This window comes from Isoptericola sp. AK164 (genome assembly GCF_029643425.1).
In the GTDB taxonomy this organism is placed as follows: domain Bacteria; phylum Actinomycetota; class Actinomycetes; order Actinomycetales; family Cellulomonadaceae; genus Isoptericola; species Isoptericola haloaureus.
The window spans coordinates 3,206,369-3,230,243 of sequence record NZ_CP119106.1 but is presented as its reverse complement, the minus strand read 5'-3'; the positions used below and the strand labels follow the sequence as shown (position 1 = coordinate 3,230,243).

Genomic DNA, 23,875 nt, shown 5'->3' with positions numbered 1-23,875 from the left:
CCGCGGGCCCACTCCGGCGGATCTCACACAGGACCAGTCGCCGATTCGACGGCGAGCGCGGAACGCACAGCAGCAGCGTATCGACCGAGCCGCTCGTCACGGGGTCGCGGCCACCCAGGCAGCGGGAGCCGGAGGTTGCCCGCGAGGAGCGCATCCTCCGAGCCGGCAGTCCAGTCCCGTCGGAGCACTGCTCGGCGGTCGGGACTCAAGAGGTCGATGGCGTCGGTCGCGAGCTGACGTACGGCAGCGGTCGCTTCGTCGAAGTCGGTCGCGGTGAGATGTGCCCGACCAGCAGCGGTGTCGTACAGCCGATCGCGGACGACGTGCCTGAACGTTCCCCGGTTCATCGGGTCCACGCACCAGTACATGGCACAGGCAAGGTCGGGGGCGTCCTTGTAGTTCGGCTGTTGGACCCGGTCGAGCCAGGCCCTGAGCTTGAGCAGGGTGTATCCGGCGACCGTGGGGAGCCGCACTGGTCCAGCGCCGTTGACATCGATCACCTGCGCGTCGTTCCAGACGTCCTGGAAGCCGAAGACGCTCATGACGTCCTGGCGTGGCGGCGGGGTGACTTCACCATCTGGCTCTTCGATCGTCTCACCGAAGGGCATGAGGTCGACCGGGATGCCTCCCACGAGGAACCTGATCCCGTTCGTCGAGCCTGAGACGCGTTCGAGACGATCTGTCAGTGCGCGGTACCTGTCCCAGTCCTCGACAGCCAGTGCGATATCCAAGTCGTCTGTCTGCCGCAGCGCGTCGTCGTGGCCGCATGCGTGGTGCAGAGCATCGCGGCAGGTGGCGCCCACGATCATGACCTCAGGAAGATCCCTTTCGCCCCTGCGTAGTTCGTGCAGCACCGTGGCCACTGCGGAGTGCCGGAGGTGTTCTTCAGCCGCCCTGGTCAACCAGGTCTCCCCGCATCGCTCGTGCAGTCTCTTGTTGTCTCGGCTCTCGAGAGGCGAGCAGGTCGGCGTAGACGAGAAGCGCGGGTGCTCTCCGGATCGAGGGTGCCCCGGTGTTCCTGCCGAGTGGTGACGTCGGCTCGGTCCAGAACTTGCGGCGCACGATGATGTTGGCTGACTCACCCGGTTCGGGCCTGCGCCAACGTGAGCGCGCGATCAGTGCGGGTTCCAGTTCCTTGGCGTACAGGGTGAGGTCAGTTCCGCGGATGTTGTCCGCGGCGTACTCGCCGCTCACACGGACGCTGCTCCCCGTCGCCTCCCATGCGCTGAGATCGGGCTTCCCGCAGAATCTGCCGAGCTCGAGTGATCTTCCGAGTCCGAGGGGGAATGCTGTCGCCCATCGATCGAGCAGCTCTTCTCGGCGGGCGATGACGGAGGCGCCGAGAAAGAGGTAGTCCTCCTCCGTGAGTGCCTTGATGGTGGTGTGCGCGGTGCCGGGCGATACGCCGGCGACGTCGGCGATGGCGCGGATCGGCATGCTCACCAGGTCTGGCCAGCTGAGCAGGCAGAAGATGACCTGGGCGCGTCCTGCGCTCATGAGGTTCGTCTCCTGTGCCGTCGACAGTCTGGTCTTCCGCTCGGTCCGTGACGCCGTGCGGCGTCCATGAACGTCGATGTGCACACCGGGGGCGCGAACGTAGGCGTTCCCCGCGGCATCGATGTGCCAGCCTCCGCGTTCTCGCGTGCGCTCAGCGACGGAGAGGGGGATCTTGTCGCCGATGAGCAAGAGGTCCTCGAGGCTGTCCGCCGCCCGCAGAGCTCGGCGATGCTCCGGGTCTTTGGCGTCGAACCACCACCACCGTCTCTCGGACGACATCCCGTCGACCTCGATGCGGGCCACCGGGCCCGCGAGGGTCAGTTCGACCCCGTCGTCGTGCCATCGCGTTGCGATCCGCTTGACGAGTGTGTCGACGTCTGACACTGCTGCACCCCCTCCGTGTCCTTGTATTGTCCGCCTAGACGTCTAGCGCGGCAAGACGTCTAGGCGGGCAGGACGCGCGCGAGGCCGACGTGTGTTCATCGGCGACGGAGGCATGAAGCTGAACCTCGGGGAGACCACGGCCATACGGGCTGTTTCCGATGGCGGATGGGCGGCGTGACAGCATGAGCAGCAGGCGGGTGCGGCGGGCGCCCGGTGACGGAGAGGAGCGCACGATGGACGCCGTCCGGCACGACATCGCTCTGGTGGCGCACGACAACAAGAAGGTCGAGCTGCTGCGCTGGGCGGAGTTCAACCGGGGCACGCTCTCTGGTCACGCGCTGTGGGCCACGGGCACGACCGGCACGATGCTGGAGTTCGAGCTGGGGCTGCCGGTGCACCGGCTGCTCTCGGGCCCGGTCGGGGGAGACCAGCAGATCGGCGCCAAGATCGCCGAGGGCACGATCGACATGCTGATCTTCTTCTGGGACCCGCTCGAGGCGCAGCCCCACGACCCCGACGTCAAGGCGCTGCTGCGCCTCGCCGCCGTGTGGAACGTGCCGATGGCCTGCAACGTCGCCACGGCGGACATGATGATCTCCTCGCCGATGATGCACCAGGACTACACGGCGAACCGCCCGGTGATCGACCAGCGCGGCTGGGTCGGCGGGGAACCGGCCGAGTGATGGCCCTGCGCTTCGAGGAGCTCGACTTCCAGCCGACCCCGATGGGCGAGATCAGCCTGCGCCGTCGGTACGACCCGGCCGCGCGCCAGGACGTCTACGAGGTGCGCCTCGGCGACGAGTACCTGATGTCGAGCCTGTTCACCGCCGCCGAGCGGGCGCTGGCGACCCTGGCGCTCGACGTCCTCGACACCGGTCCCGACACAGGTCCCGATACGGGGCTGCGGGTGCTGGTCGGTGGTCTCGGCCTCGGCTACACGGCCCACGCCGCGCTGGCCGACCCGCGCGTCGCGGCCCTCGACGTCGTCGAGTACTCCGCGCCCGTGCTGGACTGGCACCGGCGCGAGCTGCTGCCCGACACCGCCGGCCTCGCCACGGACCCGCGCTGCCGGCTGGTCCAGGACGACTTCTTCCGCCGGATGGGTGCCGCCCCGCAGGACCGCTACGACGCGATCCTGCTGGACATCGACCACACCCCGGACCACGTGCTGCACCCGAGCCACGCCGCGTTCTACACCGCCGACGGGCTGCGGGCGGCGGCCGAGCACCTCACGCCGGACGGCGTGTTCGCGCTCTGGTCGGACGACCCGCCCGAGCCGGTCTTCGAGGCGACCCTCGACGAGGTCTTCGCCGAGTGCGCGTCCCACCCGGTGCGGTTCCCCAACCCGATCACGGGCGGGGAGTCCGCCAACACGGTGTACGTGGCCCGCGGACGGGCCGCGCGGTAGTCCGGCCCGGTCGTCCCACCGGCCGACGGCCCGGGCCGGAGCGCCGGTCAGAGTCCCGCGACCGCCGCCTGGGCGTGCGCGACGATCGAGGCGAGCCCGGTCCCGGCGACCCACCCGCCGGTGGTGGCCAGTCCCGGCGTGCGGCCGACGGCGGCCGCCAGGTCGGCCACGGCCGCCCGGTAGGCGGGGGTCGGCGGGGGCAGCGCACCGTCCCAGCGCTGCAGCAGGTGGTCGACCACCCGGTCCGCCACCGGCACGCCGAACAGCTCGGCGGCGTCCCGCGCGGCCTCCTCGGCCGTCGGGGGCACGGTGGGCTCGCCCAGCCGTCCGTAGGACAACCGCACCACGTGCATCCCCTCGCCGGCGGCGGCGCGGACCCGGTCGGCGAGCCACGGCCACTTCGCCGTCGCGTGGGTCATCGCCTTGGCGCGGACCGGGCCGGCGTCCGGCGCCACGAGCATGCCGGACCCGCGAGGGGCGGCGTCCAGCTCGGGGGCGTCCAGCAGCAGCGTCGCGAGCCACACGTCCGCCCCCTGCTCCGGGCGCGGCACGACGTCGGTCCACGGCTCGAGCATCGGTGCCACGGCGGGCGTGGCCACGACCAGGCGCGGGGCCGTCGTGGTGTGCACCGACCCGCGGCCGCCGCGCACCTGCGCGGCCGTGGCCCGCGAGCGCACGACCCAGCCGCCGTCGTCGGCTCGCTCGATCCCCACGACCTCGTGACCGAGCCGCAGCGTGGTGTGGATGGGGCCGGTCGCGTCGGTGGTGGGCGAGTCGGTCCAGTCCTCGGCGCTCGCGGCGATCTGGCCGGCCAGCGCCTCGACGATGCCGTGCAACCCGCCCGCGATGCCGCGCACCGCCGACCCGGCCGGTGCCGCGGCCCGCAGGCCGGCGACGGCACGAGTCAGCGAGCCCTCGACGGCGAACCGGTCGCGCAGGCCGGGAGCGACCGCGGCGACGTCCAGCCGGTCCAGCGGCGCGGAGTGCACGCCGGTGGCGACGGGTGCGACGAGCCGGTCGGTGGCCCGTGCGCCGAGCCGGGCGCGCACCAGCGCGTCGAGGTCGTGGGCGTCCGCGCCGACGAACCGCGGCAGGACCCGGTCCAGGGACGCCCGGGCCACGCCCGTCCAGCCGATCACGTGGCGGACGTCGGACGCCCACGGGACCGCGGGGATGCCGAGCACACCGGCGGCGGGCAGCGGGAAGGGTCGGCCGGCGGCGTAGCCCCAGGCGGTCAGCGGCGCGGGGGCGACGACGTCGAGGCCGAGACGGGCGGCGAGCTCGGCGACCGCCGTGCCGCGCGAGGCGAACGACTCGGCGCCGAGGTCGATCGGCACGCGCGGCAGCGACTCGAACGAGCCGCCGCGGATGGGGCCGCCGAGGCGCGGGGACGCCTCGAGCACGATGGTGTGCAGGCCGCGGTCGATGAGCGTGCTGGCGGCGACGAGCCCGCCGATCCCGCCGCCGACGACGACGGCGTCCACCTGCTGGCTCACAGCGAGTGCACGAGCTCGACGACGCGGGTGAGCACCGTCGGGTCGGTGGTCGGCGGGACGCCGTGGCCGAGGTTGACCACGTGCGCGGGGGCGGTGCGACCCCGCTCGACGACGTCGCGCACGTGCGCCTCCAGCGCGGGCCACGGGGCGCCGAGCAGCGCCGGGTCGATGTTGCCCTGCAGCGGCACGTCGTCGCCGAGGCGGCCGGCGGCCTCGTCCAGCGGCGTGCGGTAGTCGACGCCGACGGTGCGGTGGGTCACCCCGGCGTCGACGAGGACGTCGCGCAGGGCGGGCAGCAGGTGGCCGGTCGCGGTGCCGAAGTGGATGCCGGGCACGCCGGCGTCGTCGGGCGTGCGCAGGTCGGCGACGTGACGCAGGGCCCGCGTGGACGACGGCGCGACGTGGGTGACGTAGTCGGCCAGCGACAGCGACCCGGCCCAGGAGTCGAAGAGCTGCACGGCGCTGGCGCCGGCGAGGACCTGGGCCCGCAGGAACCGGCCGGTGAGGTCGGCGGTCCAGGTCGTCAGGCGCTGCCAGGTCTCCGGGTCGGCGTGCATGAGGGTGCGTGCGGCCAGGTGGTCCCGCGACGGGCGCCCCTCGACCAGGTAGGCGGCGAGCGTGAAGGGCGCGCCCCCGAACCCGATGAGCGGGGTGGATGCGGCGCCGTCGGACAGCTCGGAGACCGTGCGGTGCACGGCCTCGGTGATCGGGGCCAGCGCGGCCTCGTCGAGGTCGCGGGAGACGAGCTCGTCGATGTCGGCGGCCGTGCGGTACGGGCGGTCCATGACCGGGCCGACGCCGGAGGCGATCTCGACGTCCACCCCGGCGAGCTTCAGCGGCACGACGATGTCGCTGAAGAAGATCGCCGCGTCCACGCCGTGGCGACGCACCGGCTGCAGCGTGATCTCGGCGGCCAGGTCGGGCCGCAGGCACGACTCGAGCATCCCGATGCCCTCGCGCACCTCGCGGTACTCGGGCAGCGAGCGGCCGGCCTGCCGCATGAACCACACGGGCAGGCGATCCGGTCGTTCTCCCCGCAGCGCCCTGACCAGGGGCGACGCCGACGTGCGGCCGTCGGCCAGGGGGTGGGTGGACGGCAGGTTGCTGACGCTCGGCGTGGGGGATGTCACGGTTGACGATTCTGCCCCCACGCCGGGGTGAACTTAAAGTGGAGCCACTGTGGTTCTCCTCTCCCTCACCGCCTCCCACCGCGAGCTGGACCTGGACGCGCTCGAGCGCCTGTCGTCCGGCTCGCACTCCGTGGGCCGTGAGGTCGTGGGCACGTGCCGGCCGGTCCAGGGCGCCGTGGTGATCTCCACGTGCAACCGCTTCGAGCTGTACCTCGACGTCGACGCGCCCCTGGACGGCGACGCCGTCCGGCACGCCACGCGGCACGTGGCCGACCTCGTCGCCGCCTCCTCGGGCGTCACGACGGCCACCGCCGCGGACTCCTTCACCGTGCGCACCGGCTCCGAGGTCGCCCAGCACCTGTTCGGCGTCGCCGCCGGGCTGGACTCGATGGTCGTCGGGGAGCGGGAGATCGCCGGGCAGGTGAAGCGCTCCCTGGTCACGGCGCGCGAGGACGACACCACCTCCAAGACCCTCGAGCTGCTGTTCCAGACGGCGTCGCGCACCTCCAAGCGGGTGGGGCACCACACCACGCTCGGCGGGGTCGGGCGCTCGCTGGTCGCGCTCGGTCTCGACCTCGCGGGGGAGACCCTGCCGCCCTATCCGGCCGCGCGGGCCGTCATCATCGGCACGGGCGCCTACGCCGGCGCCTCCGTCGCGGCCCTGCGGGCCCGCGGCTGCACCGACGTGCGCGTCTACTCCCGCTCCGGCCGGGCCGCCGACTTCGCCGCGTCGCACGACGTCCAGGCCGTCGGCACCGGGCTCGAGGAGCTCGTCGAGGCGCTCGAGGACGTCGACGTCGTCGTGTCGTGCTCGGGTGCACGGGGGCGTGCCCCGGGCGCTCCGGGTGCCGCCGGGGCGGAGGCCTCGCTGGCCTACGTCCTGGACGCGGCGGCCGTGGCCCGCGCCCGGGAGCGCGCCGCCGCCCGGGCCGAGGACGCGCCGGAGCCCCCGGCGCTGGTCATCCTGGACCTCGCCCTGCACCGGGACGTCGACCCCCGGGTCGCCGACGTCGAGGGCGTGCTGCTGTACGACCTGTCGACCCTCAAGGCGCACGCTCCGGCCACGGACCACGCGGAGCTGGAGCGGGCCCACGGCCTGGTGGACGACGCCGCCGTCCGGTTCGAGGAGACGCGGCTGGGCCGCGCGGCCGACGCCGCCGTCGTGGAGCTCTTCGACGACGCCGAGCAGCAGGTCGACCGCGAGGTCGCCCACGAGACCGCCCGTCTGGCGGACGAGCTGGCGCCCCGGGGCCAGCGGCCGACCGAGGCCGACGTCGAGCGCATCGCGCGGTCGGTGCGCCGTCGGGTGCACACCGCGCTGCACGACCGGATCGTGGCCGTGCGGGCCGCCGCGCTGGCCGAGGCGCGTGCCGCGGAGGCGGCGGTCGTCGAGGGCGCGGAGCAGACGCTCCGGACGTCTCGGGCAACACCGGCCTCACGCGCATAGCGTTCTTGTCGGGCGAGAGTGGGCGACCTCCGCTAGTCTCCGTCCCGAGGCCGGTCGACCGGCCGACGAACGAACTCGTGGAAGGACGCACCACCGATGGACAGCTTCTGGGACTACATCTGGTTCCTGCTCTGGATCTTCCTGTTCATGGCGTATCTCATCGTCCTGTTCCAGATCTTGACCGACCTCTTCCGGGACCACACCCTCAGCGGGTGGTGGAAGGCGGTCTGGGTCGTCTTCCTCATCTTCATCCCTCTGGTGACCGCGCTGGTCTACCTCATCGCGCGCGGTCGCGGCATGGCCGAGCGCAACCTCGCGGCCGTGAAGGAGTCCAAGGCGGCGACCGACGACTACATCCGCTCGGTGGCCACCCAGCCGGCGCCGGCGGACCAGATCGCCTCGGCCAAGAAGCTGCTCGACGAGGGCACCATCACGCCCCAGGAGTTCGAGTCGATCAAGGCCAAGGCCCTCTCCTGACCTGAGCAGGTCTGACGCGCCCGGGGAGAGTCCGGCGCGTGATCGTCATCCCCGAAGTGGAGGGCGCGCAGCGCCCGTGAACGCGATCGCGCACCGGACTCTCCCCGGGCGCGTTCGCGTCGGCAGGGAGGTTTCGCTCATGCGTCTCGGCGTCATCGACATCGGTTCCAACACCGTCCACCTGCTGGTGATGGAGGCACGCCACGGCGCGCGGCCCGTCCCGCAGGCGAGCCACAAGACCACCGTGCGGCTCATGCGCTACCTGCAGCCGGACGGGTGCCTCTCTCCCGACGGCGTCGCGGCGCTGCAGGAGGCGGTCGGCGAGGCCGCCGGGGTCGGCCGCGAGCACGGGATCGAGGGCACGATGGCCCTGGCCACGTCGGCGCTGCGGGAGGCCACCAACGGCCCGGAGCTCATCGAGGACCTCTCCGAGCGCATCGGCGTGCCGATCGAGGTCCTGGAGGGTGACGAGGAGGCGCGCCTGACGTTCCTGGCGGCGCGCCGCTGGTACGGCTGGGGTGCGGGCCGGTTGCTGCTGCTGGACATCGGCGGCGGTTCGTTGGAGATCGCCACGGGGGTGGACGAGTCGCCCGACGTGGCCCTCTCGGTCCCTCTGGGTGCGGGACGGATGACACGCGAGTTCCTGGCGGCTTCGGACCCGCCGAGCCCGAAGGACGTCGAGCGGCTGCGCAAGCATGCGCGCCGCGTGCTGCGCGACGCCGTCCGACCCGTGACGAAGGCGCCGGGTCCGGACCATGCGGTGGCGACGTCGAAGACGTTCCGGTCGCTCGCGCGTCTGGCGGGCATGCCTCGACAGGTCATGGGGACGGGGGACCGGTGGCGGATGCGGCAGGAGCACCTGGCCGACTGGGAGCCGCGGCTGGCGAAGCTGTCCTCGGCCGACCGCACGGTGCTGCCGGGGATCGGGCCGGGCCGGGCCACGCAGGTGGTCGCCGGGGCGGTCGTCGCGGAGGAGACGATGCGTGCGCTCGGTGTCGACGAGGTCGAGATCTGTCCGTGGGCGCTGCGCGAGGGGGCGATCCTGCAGCGGCTCGACCGGCTCTGACCCCACCTCCGCCGTTGTGGGCGTGAAATGTGCGGCCCCGGACCGGTCCGAGGCCGCACATTTCACGCCCACAACGGCGGGGAGGTGCCCCAGGGGCGGGCCGGCGTGGGGTAGTCGGCCACGGGGAGCGCCGGACGCGCCGTCGTCACACGCCCGTGGGCGACGGTGGCCGACGACGGCGGCACCGCGGCGGGCGGATGGTCCGCGTCGCGCCCGGGGGCGTCCAGCAGCCAGGTCGCCGTCCGGGCCAGGGACACCGAGACCTCGCGTCCGCGGCCGTCGCGCGTCCTGTCGGTGAGCGCGTCCAGCACCCCGGCGGCCAGCAGGTAGCCCGTGGCGTGGTCGAGGGCCTGGGCCGGCAGGGCTCCCGGCGGGCCGCCGTCGGGCGCCTCGATCATCGCGATGCCGCACGCCGCCTGGACGATGGAGTCGAACCCGCGCCGCGTCCCCCACGGGCCGGCGGTGCCCCAGGCCGAGACCCGGGCGTGCACGGTGCGGGGCGGCACCACCAGCCCGTGCGCCTCCACGGCGCCGGGCCGGTATCCGGTGACGAGCACGTCGGCCGTGTCGAGGAGCTCCTGGGCGCGGGCCCGGCCGTCGCGTCCGCCCAGGTCGAGCAGCGTGGATCGTTTGCCCTGGCCGGTGTCGAGGTGCTGCGCGGCGATCTCGGCGGGTTCCGGGGGGTCGACGCGCAGCACGTCCGCGCCGAGCAGCGCGAGGGTGCGGGTGCCGACCGGGCCGGCGACGACGCGGGTCAGGTCCAGCACCCGGACCCCGGCGAGCGGTGTCGGTCCGGTGACCTCCGGTGCGCCGCGCCCGGGGGTGTCAGCGGCGGCCACCGGCTCGTCCGCGGCTGGACGGACGGCGGTGCGGACCAGCGGGCCGACGGCGGCGGCCCGGCCCGGTGCGGACGCGCGCCACTCGGCCTCCGTGCGGACCCGCACCGCGATCGCGCCGGCCGCCGCGGCGTCGTCCTCGACCGTGCAGGCCGCGGCCGTCGCGAGCCGACCGGCCAGCTGGTCGCGGGTGGCGTCGTCGGGCAGGTCGAGCAGTCCCAGCAGCCGGGTGCGGTGGTGGGGGTAGTTCGCGTGGGTGCGGACCCAGCCGTCGGCGGTGGGGAAGAACCCGGAGTGCGGGGCGAACCCGGCGACCGGTGCGTCGTCGATCCGCAGCAGGCGGTCGGATCCGAACGAGGCGGCGACGCGGGACGGGTCGAGCGAGGCGTCCACGAGGGGGCCGGTCGCTCCCGCGCGGCGGGCAGCCCTGCGCAGCTCCTCGAGCGCGTGGGTGGCGAGGTCTGCGACCGGCAGGGTCGCGGCGAGCCAGCTCATGGGGCGACGCTACGGCGGATCGGGTGCGTCGGGGAGAAGACGAAAAGTGATCGAAACGATTCGTGCCGTGGCCGGAAACCTCGTCGTCCTAGCGTCGTGCCAGGCCGCGCACGAGCACGGCCCCACCCGACCGGAGGAGTACGTCCGTGAGGATTCCCTGCATGCGTGTCGTGGCGACAGGAGCTGCCGCGACCCTCGCCGGAACGGCCGCCGTGGCCGTCGGTGCCGCGCCCGCGGCAGCTGCCGACCAGCCCGACGCCGCGTTCCTGGCCCCCTACTACAGCGAGCTCGACCTCACCGGTGACCGGCAGGTCACCACCGCCGACCTCGAGGTGCTGGCCGACGCGCTCGGCACCGGCACCAGGTCGAAGGGCTGGCACGAAGTCGCCGTCGCCGACACCGACGGCGACGGCGAGATCACTGTCGCCGACCTGGCGGACCTCTCCCAGCGCATGGTCTACGACGACGGCCCGTTCGACCTCGTCGAGGCCTCCGTCGTCGACATGCAGGCCGCGATGAACGCCGGTGTGACGACCTCGGTGGAGATCACCCAGGACTATCTCGATCGTATCGACGCCTACGACCGCACCCTGGTGGACCCGGCCGAGGACGGGCGTCCCCTGGCGTCGATCATCTCCACCAGCGATCTGGCCCTCGACAGGGCCGCGGAGGCGGACGCCGAGCGTGCCGCGACCGGCATGACGAGCATGCTGCTCGGCGTCCCGGTCGCGGTGAAGGACAACTACAACACCGTCGACATGCCGACCACCGCCGGTTGCGGCTGCTGGGACGACAACCTCACCACCGACGACGCGACCATGGTCGCCGGGCTGCGGGACGCCGGCGCGGTCGTCATGGCCAAGGCCAGCCTCGACGAGTTCGCCTACGGCTTCTCCTCGCAGTTCACCTCGTACCAGGCGGCCGGCGAGACCACGTACGTCGCCAGCCCGTACGACACCTCCCGGACCGCCGGCGGCTCCAGCGGCGGCACGGGCGCGGCCATCGCGGCGAACCTGGCCGGGATCGGCTTCGGGACCGACACCGGCGGCTCGATCCGCGTGCCGTCCTCGTACAACCAGCTCGTGGGCGTGCGACCGACCGTCGGTCTCGCGAGCCGCGACGGGATCGTGCCGCTGGCGCTCAGCCAGGACACCGGCGGCCCGATGACCCGCTCCGTCACCGATGCCGCCGTGGCGTTGGACGCCGTGGTGGGCGTGGACGAGAACGACCCGGTCACCGCACGGCAGGAGGGACTGGTCCCCGAGTCCTACACCGCCTACCTCGACGCCGACGCTCTCGACGGCGCCCGCATCGGCTACGTGCCCTCGATGCTCGGGAGCAACGCGACGACCACCCGCCTCTGGGCGGAGGCCGTCGAGACCTTCGAGTCCCTCGGGGCCGAGGTCGTGGAGATCGAGGCGCCCGAGGCCTTCGCCACGGTGCTCGCCGAGGGCTCCGGCAGCACGCCGGAGTTCCGGCACGACCTCGCCGAGTACGTCGAGGCGTACCTCGCTCCGGAGGTCGAGGCACGCACCCTGCCGGAGATCGTCGACACCGGGCGGTTCGTCACCAGCAGGCAGCGGACCTACGAGCGTCGTGCGGCGGTCACCGAGGAGGAGTACGAGGCGTGGGCCGGCCCGGACGGTTCGCACACCCAGCTGCTCGCGATGGGCAAGGAGCTCGTGACCGGCATGCTCGACGAGGCCGAGCTCGACGCCCTGGTCTACCCGTCGGGGAATCCCTACCGCACCCAGGGCCGCAACCTGCGCCTGAGCCCGAACACCGGCATGCCGTCCGTCACCGTCCCCATGGGGCAGGCGATCCCCGCCGACGGCACCATCGACGGCGCCGGCGTCAACCTCGAGTTCCTCGGCCGCGACTTCGACGAGGGCTCCCTGCTGGGCCTGACCTACTCCTTCGAGCAGGCCACTGGCGCGCGGACGGCTCCCGCCCTGTACGGGGAGATCGCCCCGTGAGCCGCGCGACCACCACGACCACCCGCCTTCGGAAGGACCGGACCATGACCACAACGCCCGCGCGGGTCGGCAGGACCCGTCTCCTGGCAGGGGCCGGAGTCCTCGGCCTCGCCCTGTGCGCCGGCGGCGCCGCCGTGGCCACGGCGGACGACGCCGAGACGTCGTTCGCCGTGGAGGTCTCGGACGTCGCGCCGGGCCCCGGCGAGACCGTCGAGGTGACCGTCACGGCGTCCGACGCCGTGGACCTGTACGCCTACGAGCTGACGCTCGAGTACGACCGCCGCGACCTCACCTACGTGAAGGGGTCGGCCACCACGGAGATCTCGGGCTTCACGAACGAGTCCGTGTCAAAGGGGTCGCTCGAGGTCGTGCACACGAAGCTCGGGACGTCTCCGGCGGCGTCCGGCGACATCGACCTGGCCACGATGACCTTCCGGACCCACGGGCCGGGCGAGGCCGAGATCGACCTGGCCTCGGTCGTCACCGTGAGCACGGACCGGGACACCGCCACCGTCGACGACGCCGGCGTGGCGACGTTGACCGTCAGCACGCCAGGACGCGGTCGCGGCTGAGACCGTCGAGGGCCGGGCGCCGTGCGCGCCCGGCCCTCCGCGTGCGGCCCGGCGCCGGACTCCGACTCGCCGGATGCCTGCCGGGCGGGCGCGGCGACCGACGAGCGGGGGCCGTTAGGATGCGACGTATGGCCAAGTCCACCACTGAATTCGTGCTGCGTCCGTTCGAGGGTCTCCCGGGGGAGGCCGACTGGGTCTCGATGCGGGAGATCGTCCCCTCGGCGACCGCGCCCGCCCGCACCACGGCCGAGCACGGGAGCAAGGACGTCGTCGTCGCCACGGTGCTGCCCGGTGGATGGGCCGCGATGCACCGCGAGGACGGCACGGTGCTGCTCGGCGTGCAGGGGATCCTCAACTCCGACGACCTCAGCCGGGACCTGGCCGCCGCCCTGCTGGCCGCCCTCGAGGGCGAGCCGGGAACCGGCGTCCTCCCCGAGCACCTCGAGGTGGACCCCGACGGTCCGCGCCTGCAGGACGTGCTGGACGACTCGGTGTCCTTCGAGGTGACCGTCCACGACGGCTACGAGTACTGGATCGACTCCGACGCCGAGATGACCGACGAGATCAAGGCGGGTCTGGACGAGGCCGCCGACCAGTCGGTGCCGACCGTCAAGGTCGAGGGTGTCGAGGCCGCCTACTGGTGCCGCATGAGCCGAGAGTTCGTGCGCTGGGCCCGTACGGAGGACGAGGACCGCGTCGTCGACGCGATCGCCCGCATGCACGCGAAGCGCGACTCGGGTCTGGCCGGTGGCAAGTTCCTGGGCATGTTCCGCGCCTGCGGTCTCGTGGTGCCGGTGTGGGAGCTGCCCCGCGGCACGGAGGCCGACGAGCTCGCCGAGCCGATGCAGGATCTGTCGAGCCGGTTCGAGGCGGCGCTCGCCGTGGACGAGCCGCTCGACGCCACCCAGCGCCGCGCTCGCGCCGGGATCGTGTCGCGTCAGGTGACGTTGCGCTGACCCGCACAGATTTTTCACCCGCTCCGCCCCGCCGGACCGCTCGACCTGCCCACGAAGCCTCTACCGTGGGAGTAGGATCCTGAGGGAAGTTCTTTGCACTTCCGTTTCCCGGTCCGACGGACCGGGACGATCGACGACCACGGTCGTGACCACCGCACGAGGCAGGGAGCTGTGAACGCGGACCAGGGGGGAACGAGGACCGGCGACGACGTCGTGCCCGACGGAGGCGTGCGCGGTGTCCCGCAGCGCTCGTCGGGCCGACGTCCGAGCATGCCCGTGGCGAAGACGCCTCGACCGCCCACCACGCGGGACGGTCGCAGCACGCAGCGTGTCGCCGTGATCGTGCCGGCGAAGGACGAGGAGGAGCGCATCGCCGCGACCGTGCGTTCCGCGCGGGCGATCCCGCACGTGGACCTCGTGCTCGTGGTCGACGACGGGTCCGAGGACGACACCCAGCACGTCGCCCGCGAGGCGGGCGCCGTCGTCGTGCGTCATTCGCACAACCGGGGCAAGGCGGCCGCGATGGAGACCGGTGCGGCCGTGGTGGCGATGCGCGACGCGGACGGGCGCGCCCCCCGGCTCCTCCTTTTCGTCGACGGCGATCTCGGTGATACCGCGGTCAACACCGCGCCACTGGTCTCCCCGGTCCGGGCAGGTGTCGCCGACCTGGCGATCGCGCTCCTGCCGCAGCAGAAGGGTGCCGGCGGTCGCGGCATCGTCGTCGGCGCGGCGCGGCGCGCCATCCACCGGATGACCGGATGGAGCCCGACGCAGCCGCTGTCCGGCATGCGGTGCCTGACGCGGGAGGCCTTCGAGGCCGCGACCCCGCTGGCCCGAGGGTGGGGTGTCGAGACCGGGATGACGATCGACCTGCTGCGCGCCGGCTATGTCGCCGTCGAGGTGCCGTGCGACCTGCGCCACCGGCCGTCGACGAACGACCTGGCCGGTCAGCTCCATCGAGCCGGCCAGTACCGCGACGTCATGGCGGCGGTCGGTGCGCGGCAGGTGCGGCGGGCCGTCGACAGGATCGGACGAGCGGGCCGGTCGGGAGCCAGACGCTGACACTCTCTGCCGGCGTGGCCGTCCGGCCCGCCGGGCCGGTCGAGTTCCGCCATTTCTTCGCGCCGTGATCACTTCGTGATCCGGGCGTGTGGCTTCGTCCTGTCATGAGGTGTTCTGCACCAATTCCTCGCGCTGTGCGCAGGGCGACACCGTCGTGGCCCCACGGGGCATCGACGCAGGTCAGCGCGTGTCGCCACGCTCGGCGGGGCCTCGCTGTGCGTCCACTTCTCAGCAGGACCTGGACGGCGACACCACGGTCTCCGGGCGCGAGGACGCCTGGACCCAGGGCGTCCTCGACCCGGGATCACCGGATTCGCGATGCGCAGACTGCTCTTCGTGGCCATCGGGTCGAACTCGTTCCCGGCGGGGGTCCATGCCGCTACGACAGTTCATCGATTGTTCGGACATTGTGCCCCAAACAACTCAAGTCTCCTGGGAAACGGCACTTTCGACGCGCTGAGCCTCCACGATTCTGGCACGGTCGGAACTGGCTCTGCGGGCATCCGGGCCTGCGGGGGGAGCAGTGACGTGTGGGAGGGGCATCGATGCTGGGACGCCGGGGGCGGGCCGACGGGGGAACGACACGGCACGCGAGTCGGCGGACGGACCGTCGGTTCCGGCGCGGCTGGTCCGTGCTCGGAGTGCTCGCGCTGGCACTGCCGTTGGTGGCGGTACCGGCGACGACGGCGTCCGCGGCGACCTGGGGCATCCAGAAGGTCGAGGTGTCCGAGGGGCCCTACGGACCCGGCGACCAGGTGCAGTGGGTCGTCTCCTTCTCCTGCTCCGACCCGAACTCCGATCCCTGCGTCCCCACCACCATGACCGACGAGCTGCCCGACGGGCTGACGCTCGTCGACGCATCGATCCAGAACCAGGGCAGCGCGGTCGGAGGCAGTCTCGACACCGACGGCGACACCGTGACCTACACGGCCGACAGCGTCCCCAACGGCGGCCAGGTGCAGATCGCCGTCACGGCACAGATCGACGCGGACATCCCGTACAGCGCCGACGGCGTGCCGATCACCAACACGGCCACGGTCGACTCGGACAACGCGGACGAGGCGTCGGCCTCCGACGACATCACGCCGACCGTGCCGCTGATCCTGGACTCCGAGACCACCAAGTCCATCGACCCGGAGGGTGCGCTCGCCGAACCCGGCACGCCGGCGACGATCACCCTCGGCAGCACCAACACCTCCAACGACCCGGTCGACACCCTCGTCGTCCAGGATCCCGTCGACCCGTCGGCGACCCCCAACCCGTTCACCTACCTGGAGTACACGGGCACCGGGGACATCACCATGCCGCCGAACGCCGACACGGTCACCGAGGAGTACTGGGACGGCGACTCGTGGGAACCGCTCGACGACTCGGTCGACCCCGCCACGGTCCAGGGAGTGCGCTACACCTTCAGCGGCGACATCCAACCCGGGGCGACCGCCACGATTCCGGTCGAGGTCCAGCAGAGCGATGCCGTCGTGGATCTCACCACACAGACGATCATCACCAACGACGTCTCGTCCTTCGTCACCCACGGTGAGGACCAGTCCGAGCCGACGACGGCGGAGGACACCTACGAGATCACTCCGGTCAACAACGACGTCTCCGCGTCCAAGAGCTTCGACCCCGCGACGGTCAGCGCGGGCGACCCGACCACGGTGACGGTCGGTGCGACGAACACCGGGACCTCGACGCCGTCGCTGACCATCACCGAACCCGCACCCGGCACCCCGAGCCCCTTCGAGGGCGATGACGCGATCACGTTCACCGGGTGGGGCACGGACGGCGCCGGCGCCGGAGTGTCGTGGCCGGCCGAGGCAGCCTCCGCCACGGTGACCTTCACCTGTGCCGACGGTTCGACCCCGACCGAGTCCACCACGACCGTCGACACGCTCCCCGACCCGCCCGAGACCTGCGAGGTGCTCGGATTCGCGATCACCTTCGACGGGGGCATCCTCGCCGGGGGCGAAGCGACCGTCCCGTTCACCGCGGACACCGACCCTGACCAGGGTGCCGACGAGGTCACGCACCCCAACGAGATCTCCGCCGAGGTGCCGAACGCGGAAGACTCCGCCTCGGCGGACCTGGTCACCCTGACCGACCGGCTCGCCACCGGCACGGACAAGGTCATCTCACCGTCCACCTTCCCCGCGGTGCCGGGCCAGTCCGTCATCGTCCAGCTGCCGTCCCAGCTGCTGCCGTTCGGGCCGGACGGTTCGACGGCGAACGCCGACCAGGTCGTCATCCAGGACCCGATCGACCCGACTTCCCCGGACGACTTCTCGGACAACTTCACCCCGACGGCCGTCCGCTCCACCGACGTGCCGGCCGACTCCACCCTGACGGTCAACTACTGGAACGGCACGGACTGGGTCCCGGCCCCGGACTGCGGCCCCTACACAGGACCCGACACGGTGAACTGCGACCTGCCGGACGACGCCCAGGGCGTGCAGTTCGTCTACGACTCGACAGCTGACGGGTTCCCGCCGGGCACCAGCTTCCAGCCGAACTTCGTCGCCGACTACACGGGCCCCACGGACCGTGACGACCCGATCGAGAACTGCGGGTCGTCCAGCGCCTCGTCGGGCACCGTGGACCCCACGGACCCGGCCGTCGGGTGCGACACCGTCGATCCGTACCCGGTGGACCCGGGGCCGGGCATCAACTTCATCGCCAAGGACTTCCTCGGCGAGCAGCCCGTCAGCGTGCTGGCCCGCTCCGACGACGAGGTGACCGCCCAGATCACGTGGTCGACCTACGGTTTCGACGGCGTCGATCCGATGGTCGTCTCCGACGTCGCCGACCCGGAGACCACCGCGATCGCCGACTCCTTCTACGACGCCTTCGACCTGGTGCGCGTCGAGCCGATCGACGGCGCGGCGGACCCGCTGATCCAGTACGACGCGATCGTCGGCGTCGAGCTCTACGACGGTTCCGACTGGGGCCAGGCGACGAACTCCACATGCACCACGACGGCTCCCTGCGACGGCGGCATGCCCGGGGTCGACCTCACCGACGCCGAGGTCGAGTCCACGGTGTCGGTGCGCGTCGTCTACACCGAGTCCCCGTCGCGCAGCGCGACTCCTGCCGACCCGACCGAACCCGCCGCTGGTGACGGTGTCGCCCGCTCCACGCAGGCGGACGGCCGGCACCTGGATCTGACGTTCCAGGTGCGGGACACCAAGCGCTCCGACGGTTCCCCGGTGCTGGGGTCGACCAACGGCACGCTGTACAACACCTCGGACCCGGGGCTGGTCAACGACACGGCGCGCGGTACTGCCACGTTCGACGGCGACGAGTACACCGACGTCGACGACGACGACGTGCTGATCATCGACCAGCCGCTCAACGTGGCGGTCGCCAAGGAGTGGACCGGTGGGCCGATCTCGGTACCTCCGCCGGGCACCCCGGCCCAGTTCTACCCGTCGACCACGGTGAGCATCACCGGCACCAACGCCTCGAACGCGAAGGTCGACCAGCTCCGGCTGGTGGAACCGGGAGCACCTGACTCCGGTGACGTCCAGACGGCTGCCGGCACAGCGCCGTTCGACGTGTTCGACCTGACCGGTATCGACCTGACGCCCCCGGACGGGGCGACGTCCACCACGGTGACGCTGACGTATGACGACGGCACCACGGCGGACTTCGACGAGGTGGGTGCCGAGGCTCTCGTGGCGGCGGACCTGGTCGACGTCGTCGGCATCGAGGTCTCCTACGACGGGCTCGTCGCACCTGGTGCGACCGGTTCGATGGACCTCACGCTGCGGCTCCGGGAGACGGACCGCGCCACGGGGGAGGCCCTGCTCGACGACGCGGGAGCGATCGTCACCCAGAACCCCGTGCCGGACGGGGCGGTCGCGACGATCGACGACCCGGGCGGCACCGACGACGACGTCCGGCAGGCCTACGACGACGCCGACATGACGCTGCAGACGGCGTCCATCGACCTCGAGGTCGGCAAGTCGTTCGCCCCGGACACGGTCGTCGAGCCGTACCACGGCGCGAACATGTCCGAGGACCCGGTGGTCATGACGCTCACCGGGCAGCCGCTCGGCCCGTCGCGCAGCGTCGAGATGGTGCTCGTCGACGACGACCCGCAGTTCTGGAACCAGTACGACTTCGTCGGGTTCGACCCGAGTGCCGCGCTGGTCGACCCGATCCAGCAGGTGCAGGTGGACGCGTTCGTCGGCGGGGTGTTCTCCGGCAACCCCGGCTCCACCGACCCGGTGACCCGCGCCGGTGGAGACTGGGTCGTCGACGACGACGTGTCGGCGACGTTCGACCTGCCCGACGGCGTGACTCCCGAGGACGTGCAGGGCCTGCGATTCACCTTCAGCAAGACCGACGGGTCCGTCTGGGAGAACCCGGCGACCCCGACGCAGCCGGTGCCGATCCAGATCCTGCGCCGGGACGACCTGCGCTCGGGCGGCGAGGTGCTGCCGGACCTGGCGGCGAACCCGTCGGCTCCCGGGGAGGACGCGCCCGGCGTCGCGAGCAACACCGTCCAGGGCACGACGACCGGTGCCGACCTCGTGGTCGACCCCGACACCGGGGACGTCGTGCCGGTCAGCTCCGGCGACGAGGCCGAGGCGTCGATGCTGTACCAGCACGCCACCAACGCCGTGGAGATCGTCAAGGACTTCCGCGGTTCGCTGGACGGGACCGAACCTCCCGACGCCGTGGTGCCGATGAACATCACGGTGACCAACACGGGAGACCGGCCGATCGTCGACCCCGTGATCACCGATCCGATGCCGACGGACGCCGACGGGCCCCAGCTCCGGCTCGCGGACGTCGACGAGCCCTACTCGTACGCGCTGCAGGGCGCCGCCCCGGACCCCGCGAACGGGAGCCCGCTGCCCACCGATCCCGACGACGTCACCGTCGACAGGGCCGGCAACATCTCGTCGCTGGAGTTCACGTTCCCCGAGGGCTCCGTGCTCGAGGTGGGCCAGTCCTACACCATCACGGTGCAGGTACAGTTCCGCGTCACCCTGGCGGCCAACACCGTCGTGGAGAACACCGCCGGCGTGACCGGTGACCGCCCCTGGGACCAGTGCGAGACGACCCTGAACGAGGAGACCGGCGCGTGCGAGGCCAGCGCCGACGTGGTGACCGTGCCCTCGGCCGTGCTCAGCCAGTCCAAGTTCGTCAAGTCCACGGACGACGAGTACCCGCTGGGGATCATGGTCGACCCCGACCAGCCGGGGAACGTGGCACCGGAGGACTGCGCGCCGAACGCCGCCGGCTTCTACGCCTACCCGTGCACGCCGATCATCCCGCCGGGTGGCGACGAGACCTGGCGCATCCGCGTGGACAACGTCGGCAACCTGCCCATGGACAAGGTCGTCGTCTACGACCGGTTCCCGGCCGTCGGTGACACCGGGTCGTTCGCGAACTCCGAGCGCGGGTCGGCCTGGGGGCCGTACTTCACCGACGACCCGCTCCCGCAGGTCGTCAACACCCCGGAGGGCTCGACGGTCGACTACTTCTACACCACCGTCGACGACTACTGCATGGACGACATCAACGATCCGGTGGACGAGCCGGTGTGCCCGCAGGACCCGGAGGCCGGGTGGGCGCCGTTGACCACCGATCTGGACGTCAGCATCCTGCAGGAGATCACCGCGATCAAGAACGTCATCACGTTCCCGCAGGATCAGCTCTTCGCGCCGGGCCAGTTCATCGCGCTCGACGCGACCTCGACCACCCCGCCCGTTCCCGAGGCCGGAGACCGGTCGATCGCCTGGAACTCGGCCGCGGCCTCGGGTGTGGTCGTGCTGCCGAACGGCACCGAACAGAACCTGCTGCCCACCGAGGGCACCAAGGTCGGCGTCGCCACGGCGTCGGGCACCCTCGAGGTGAACAAGATCGTCGCCGGCGAGGGTGCGCAGTACGCCCCCGACTCCTTCCAGCTGACCGTGCAGTGTGCCTCGGCCGTCGGCACCTGGGTCGAGGCGGACCTCGACCCGATCACCATCACCGTGACGCCAGGTACTCCGACGGTCGTGCCCGAGCTGCCGTACGGCGCCGAGTGCACGCTCACCGAGGACGGCAGCGACGGCCAGACCGAGCTGCTCGTGACGCCGCAGACCGTGACCGTGGACACCGAGACGATCGACGAGCAGAGCGAACCGGCGTCGATCACGGCCACCAACGTGTACAACCTGTCGAGCCTCGTCGTCGACAAGGAGGTCGTCTCCGACGCCGTCGACCAGGACGGAGAGCCGATCACGTTCGGTCCGTTCGACGGCACCGTCGAGTGCACGTTCCTCGGGGAGGCCGTGTACGCGGACGGGTACGACGCGGACACCCCGATGACGTTCGAGCTGAGCGACGGCGACTCGGTGGAGTTCACCGGCCTGCCCGTCGGCTCGGAGTGCGCCGTCACCGAGACCGGGACGGGGAACGCGTCGTCCACGACGATCACCGTGCAGCACGGACTGCAGGAGCCGGAGACCTACGACGGCACGAGCGCGGTCCTCGACCTCCTCGGCGACGTCGTCCAGATCCCGCGCAACAGCGTCACGCTCACCAACACGTTCGACGTCGGGTCGCTCGACCTGCTCAAGGTCGTCGACGGCGACGGCGCGGACGCCTACGGCACAGGGCCCTTCACGATCGAGGTGCTGTGCACCTTCGACGACGACGGGGACGGGCCGGGCGCACCCCGGACCGTCTACGAGGACACGGTGACTCTCGGCGGAGCCGGCCCGCTGGAGGCGCAGATCTCGAACGTGCCGGCCGGTGCCGTGTGCACGGTCACCGAGACCGACGACGCCGGGGCGACCGGCGCCGTCGTCGTCCCGGAGACCGTGACCATCGGCGCCTCCGAACCCGTCGAGGTCGTCGTGACCAACACGTTCGACGTCGGGGCGATCGAGGTCGCCAAGGAGCTGCAGGGGCTCGGCGCGCTCTACGGGCCAGGACCCTTCGAGGTGACGCTCGCGTGCACGTACGAGGACGCCGAGCTTGCGATCCCCGGGGGTGCGACGCGCACGCTGGAGGCGGGCGACACGATCCTCTACGAGGGGCTGCCCGTGGGCTCCGAGTGCCTGGTCACCGAGACCGGGGACGGCGGTGCGACGACCGTCGAGATCTCCACCACGGTCGACGGCGGCGAGCCGGGAGAGGTCGTCGTCACCGGTGGCGACGACCCCGTGGCGATCACCGTGACCAACACCTTCCAGCTCAGCCCGCTGCTGGTGGAGAAGGTCGTCGACGGGGAAGCGGCCGAGTTCGCGCCGTCGATGCCGGACCTGTCGGCGCTGCCGGCGCTGCCGGAGCGTCCGATCGACCTCGCCGAGCTCGCCGAGTTCCTCGCCGAGCTCGACCTCAGTGCCATCCCGTTCGACCAGATGCCGTACCAGGTGGAGATCGGGTGTTCGCTGAACGGCAGCCCCGTACCGATCCCGAGCGGTCCGACCCGCCGGTTCGGCCCGGGCTTCGCGGCCGCCTACTACGGGCTGCCCGACGGTGCCGTCTGCACCTTCACCGAGGTCGACACCGGCGGCGCCACGGCGGTGAGCATCGATCCGGAGACGGTGACGGTCGACGAGACCTCCCTGCTGGAGGACCCGGTGGTCGTCACCGTCACCAACACCTACGACGCCGGCGCGATCGAGGTCGTCAAGGAGGTCGACGGTCCCGGGGCACCGTTCGTCTCGGCGCCCTTCGAGGTCTCGCTGGCCTGCACCTTCCAGGGCTCACCGATCGACGTCCCCGGCGGGGCGACCCGCGCGGTGACCCCGGACGTCCCGGCGCTCTACGAGGGGCTGCCGGTGGGTGCCGAGTGCACCGTGACGGAGGTCGACGCGGCCGGTGCGGCCGCGACCACGATCTCCACCGCCGTCGAGGGGGGCGAGCCCGGGCAGGTCGCGGTGCCGGCCACGGACGCCGGGCCGGCCGAGGTCACGGTCACAAACACGTTCGACGTCGGGTCGCTCGTCGTGGACAAGGTCGTCACCGGTCCTGGTGCCGACCAGCTCGGCGGTGGCCCGTTCGAGGTGACCGTCGAGTGCACGTTCCAGGACGCCGGGATCGAGATCCCCGGAGGTGCGGTCCGGGAGCTCACGCCGGGCGACCCCGTCACCTATGCCGGGCTGCCCGCCGGTGCCGAGTGCCTCGTGACCGAGACCGACGACGGCGGTGCGACCGCCAGCGAGGTCTCGAGCGTCGACGGAGGCGCCGCCGGGGCCGTGACCGTCGTCGCCGGCGCACCGGGATCGGTGACGGTCACGAACACGTTCGACGTCCCGCCGCCCGTCCCGGGACCGCCCGGTCCGCTGCCGCAGACGGGCAGCGACGTCTCGGCGATGGTCGCTGCGGCCGTCCTGCTGCTGCTCACCGGAGCCGCAGTGCTCGTCTCACGACGCCGCGGTCTGTGGTGAGCACACTGGGACCGGGTGGGGCGCGCCGGTGGTCGCGCGTCCTGCCCGGGACCCGAGGCCGTTCGCGGCCGGGTCAGGCGGCGGTGCTGAAGTCGCGGCGGTGGCGCCGCGTGCGCACGACGGTGCGGTCGGCGACGAGCTCGTCCGCCTCGACGTCCGCGCCGGCCTCGACCATGGTGTCCTCGCCGAGCTGGGCGTAGGCGCCCACGCGGGCCTCGTCGGCGACGACGGTGCGGCGTCCGACGTGCACGCACTGGCCGACCCGGGCGCGCGTGCCGACGACGGCGTCGACGTCGATCCAGCTGAAACGGCCGACCCGGGCCTCGGCGCCCACCCGCGCGCCGGCCTCGACGTAGGCGCCGGCTTCGATCCGGGCCTCCGGGTGGACGGTCGCGTGGGGGGAGACGTAGCCCAGGCCGTTCTCGTGTCGGACGTACCGCGTGACGTTGCCCGCGTCGTCCTCGATCTCGACCTTTCTCGGGATGCGTCGCACAACTCTCCTTGGCTGTTGGGCTTGTTCCACTTTGCACAACGTCTGTGCGGGCGCAAGGATTCCTGGTTTCACCCCCTCGACGCCACCCGCCGGGCGTCACGGTCTACCCGGTGTTCGCCCGGCGGGCCCGTCGTGGATGCACCGCGGCCCCGGCCGTCGCGAGGACGACCGGGGCCGCGGTGGGCGAGCC

General features: G+C 72.2%; 16 protein-coding genes. 10 read left to right on the top strand and 6 right to left on the bottom strand.

The window, feature by feature from the left end:
- Positions 1 to 23: 23 nt before the first annotated feature.
- Together PO879_RS14800 and PO879_RS14795 are read right to left on the bottom strand one after the other, a co-directional pair.
- Positions 24 to 863 carry a hypothetical protein gene (locus PO879_RS14800; protein WP_278235619.1) on the bottom strand — a complete coding sequence of 280 codons (840 nt, stop codon included), beginning with the start codon at positions 861 to 863 and terminating at the stop codon, positions 24 to 26.
- A gap of 22 nt (positions 864 to 885) precedes the next feature.
- Positions 886 to 1,881: a type IV toxin-antitoxin system AbiEi family antitoxin gene (locus PO879_RS14795; protein ID WP_278235618.1), complete on the bottom strand. Its 996-nt coding sequence runs from the start codon at positions 1,879 to 1,881 to the stop codon at positions 886 to 888.
- Positions 1,882 to 2,114: 233 nt separating this feature from the next.
- On the opposite strand from PO879_RS14795, the gene PO879_RS14790 reads away from it, so the two are divergent.
- On the top strand, positions 2,115 to 2,564 hold the full coding sequence (locus PO879_RS14790) for a methylglyoxal synthase (RefSeq protein ID WP_347568629.1): 450 nt from the start codon (positions 2,115 to 2,117) through the stop codon (positions 2,562 to 2,564).
- Positions 2,564 to 3,289: a spermidine synthase gene (locus tag PO879_RS14785; protein ID WP_278235616.1), complete on the top strand. Its 726-nt coding sequence runs from the start codon at positions 2,564 to 2,566 to the stop codon at positions 3,287 to 3,289. Before PO879_RS14790 ends, PO879_RS14785 begins: the two co-directional genes overlap by 1 nt.
- 47 nt (positions 3,290 to 3,336) lie before the next feature.
- Here PO879_RS14785 and PO879_RS14780 read toward each other — a convergent pair whose 3' ends face one another.
- Entirely contained in the window at positions 3,337 to 4,785 is a 1,449-nt protein-coding gene (locus PO879_RS14780) for an FAD-dependent oxidoreductase (RefSeq protein WP_278235615.1), read from the bottom strand.
- Positions 4,782 to 5,915: a uroporphyrinogen decarboxylase gene (hemE, locus tag PO879_RS14775; protein ID WP_278235614.1), complete on the bottom strand. Its 1,134-nt coding sequence runs from the start codon at positions 5,913 to 5,915 to the stop codon at positions 4,782 to 4,784. Before hemE ends, PO879_RS14780 begins: the two co-directional genes overlap by 4 nt.
- A gap of 49 nt (positions 5,916 to 5,964) precedes the next feature.
- Between hemE and PO879_RS14770 the strand changes: the two genes are divergently transcribed.
- The 3 genes from PO879_RS14770 (at position 5,965) to PO879_RS14760 (ending at position 8,905) form a co-directional block, all read left to right on the top strand.
- The gene (locus PO879_RS14770) at positions 5,965 to 7,362 is read left to right on the top strand and encodes a glutamyl-tRNA reductase (RefSeq protein WP_278235613.1); all 1,398 of its coding nucleotides are present in this window, start codon (positions 5,965 to 5,967) and stop codon (positions 7,360 to 7,362) included.
- 96 nt (positions 7,363 to 7,458) lie between these two features.
- Entirely contained in the window at positions 7,459 to 7,839 is a 381-nt protein-coding gene (locus tag PO879_RS14765; RefSeq protein ID WP_278235612.1) for a PLDc N-terminal domain-containing protein, read from the top strand.
- A 139-nt stretch (positions 7,840 to 7,978) separates the two neighbouring features.
- Positions 7,979 to 8,905 carry a Ppx/GppA phosphatase family protein gene (locus PO879_RS14760; RefSeq protein ID WP_278235611.1) on the top strand — a complete coding sequence of 309 codons (927 nt, stop codon included), beginning with the start codon at positions 7,979 to 7,981 and terminating at the stop codon, positions 8,903 to 8,905.
- 62 nt (positions 8,906 to 8,967) lie between these two features.
- Here PO879_RS14760 and PO879_RS14755 read toward each other — a convergent pair whose 3' ends face one another.
- The gene (locus tag PO879_RS14755; protein ID WP_278235610.1) at positions 8,968 to 10,236 is read right to left on the bottom strand and encodes a CoA transferase; all 1,269 of its coding nucleotides are present in this window, start codon (positions 10,234 to 10,236) and stop codon (positions 8,968 to 8,970) included.
- A 161-nt stretch (positions 10,237 to 10,397) separates the two neighbouring features.
- Between PO879_RS14755 and PO879_RS14750 the strand changes: the two genes are divergently transcribed.
- From PO879_RS14750 to PO879_RS14730, 5 genes are all read left to right on the top strand, one after another.
- Positions 10,398 to 12,212 carry an amidase family protein gene (locus tag PO879_RS14750; protein ID WP_278235609.1) on the top strand — a complete coding sequence of 605 codons (1,815 nt, stop codon included), beginning with the start codon at positions 10,398 to 10,400 and terminating at the stop codon, positions 12,210 to 12,212.
- A gap of 44 nt (positions 12,213 to 12,256) precedes the next feature.
- Complete coding sequence (locus tag PO879_RS14745; protein WP_278235608.1) at positions 12,257 to 12,784, top strand: cohesin domain-containing protein; 528 nt, start codon at positions 12,257 to 12,259, stop codon at positions 12,782 to 12,784.
- A 128-nt stretch (positions 12,785 to 12,912) separates the two neighbouring features.
- A complete protein-coding gene (locus PO879_RS14740; protein ID WP_278235607.1) occupies positions 12,913 to 13,740 on the top strand; it encodes a DUF5926 family protein in 828 nt (275 codons plus the stop codon).
- A 270-nt stretch (positions 13,741 to 14,010) separates the two neighbouring features.
- Positions 14,011 to 14,802, top strand: coding sequence for a glycosyltransferase family 2 protein (locus PO879_RS14735; protein ID WP_278237563.1), 792 nt, complete (start codon positions 14,011 to 14,013; stop codon positions 14,800 to 14,802).
- Positions 14,803 to 15,434: 632 nt separating this feature from the next.
- Positions 15,435 to 23,192 (top strand): DUF5979 domain-containing protein, encoded by a 7,758-nt coding sequence (locus PO879_RS14730; protein WP_278235606.1) that lies wholly within the window; start codon positions 15,435 to 15,437, stop codon positions 23,190 to 23,192.
- 73 nt (positions 23,193 to 23,265) lie between these two features.
- Here PO879_RS14730 and PO879_RS14725 read toward each other — a convergent pair whose 3' ends face one another.
- Positions 23,266 to 23,685 (bottom strand): transferase, encoded by a 420-nt coding sequence (locus tag PO879_RS14725; RefSeq protein ID WP_278235605.1) that lies wholly within the window; start codon positions 23,683 to 23,685, stop codon positions 23,266 to 23,268.
- Positions 23,686 to 23,875: the final 190 nt, after the last annotated feature.

What these genes read in the sequence shown, in the direction of transcription:
- PO879_RS14790 (WP_347568629.1), top strand. Translation starts at nt 2,115, where the DNA reads ATGGACGCCGTCCGGCACGACATCGCTCTGGTGGCGCACGACAACAAG.
- PO879_RS14785 (WP_278235616.1), top strand. Translation starts at nt 2,564, where the DNA reads ATGGCCCTGCGCTTCGAGGAGCTCGACTTCCAGCCGACCCCGATGGGC.
- PO879_RS14765 (WP_278235612.1), top strand. Translation starts at nt 7,459, where the DNA reads ATGGACAGCTTCTGGGACTACATCTGGTTCCTGCTCTGGATCTTCCTG.
- PO879_RS14760 (WP_278235611.1), top strand. Translation starts at nt 7,979, where the DNA reads ATGCGTCTCGGCGTCATCGACATCGGTTCCAACACCGTCCACCTGCTG.
- PO879_RS14755 (WP_278235610.1), bottom strand. Translation starts at nt 10,236, where the DNA reads ATGAGCTGGCTCGCCGCGACCCTGCCGGTCGCAGACCTCGCCACCCAC.
- PO879_RS14750 (WP_278235609.1), top strand. Translation starts at nt 10,398, where the DNA reads ATGCGTGTCGTGGCGACAGGAGCTGCCGCGACCCTCGCCGGAACGGCC.
- PO879_RS14745 (WP_278235608.1), top strand. Translation starts at nt 12,257, where the DNA reads ATGACCACAACGCCCGCGCGGGTCGGCAGGACCCGTCTCCTGGCAGGG.
- PO879_RS14740 (WP_278235607.1), top strand. Translation starts at nt 12,913, where the DNA reads ATGGCCAAGTCCACCACTGAATTCGTGCTGCGTCCGTTCGAGGGTCTC.
- PO879_RS14735 (WP_278237563.1), top strand. Translation starts at nt 14,011, where the DNA reads ATGCCCGTGGCGAAGACGCCTCGACCGCCCACCACGCGGGACGGTCGC.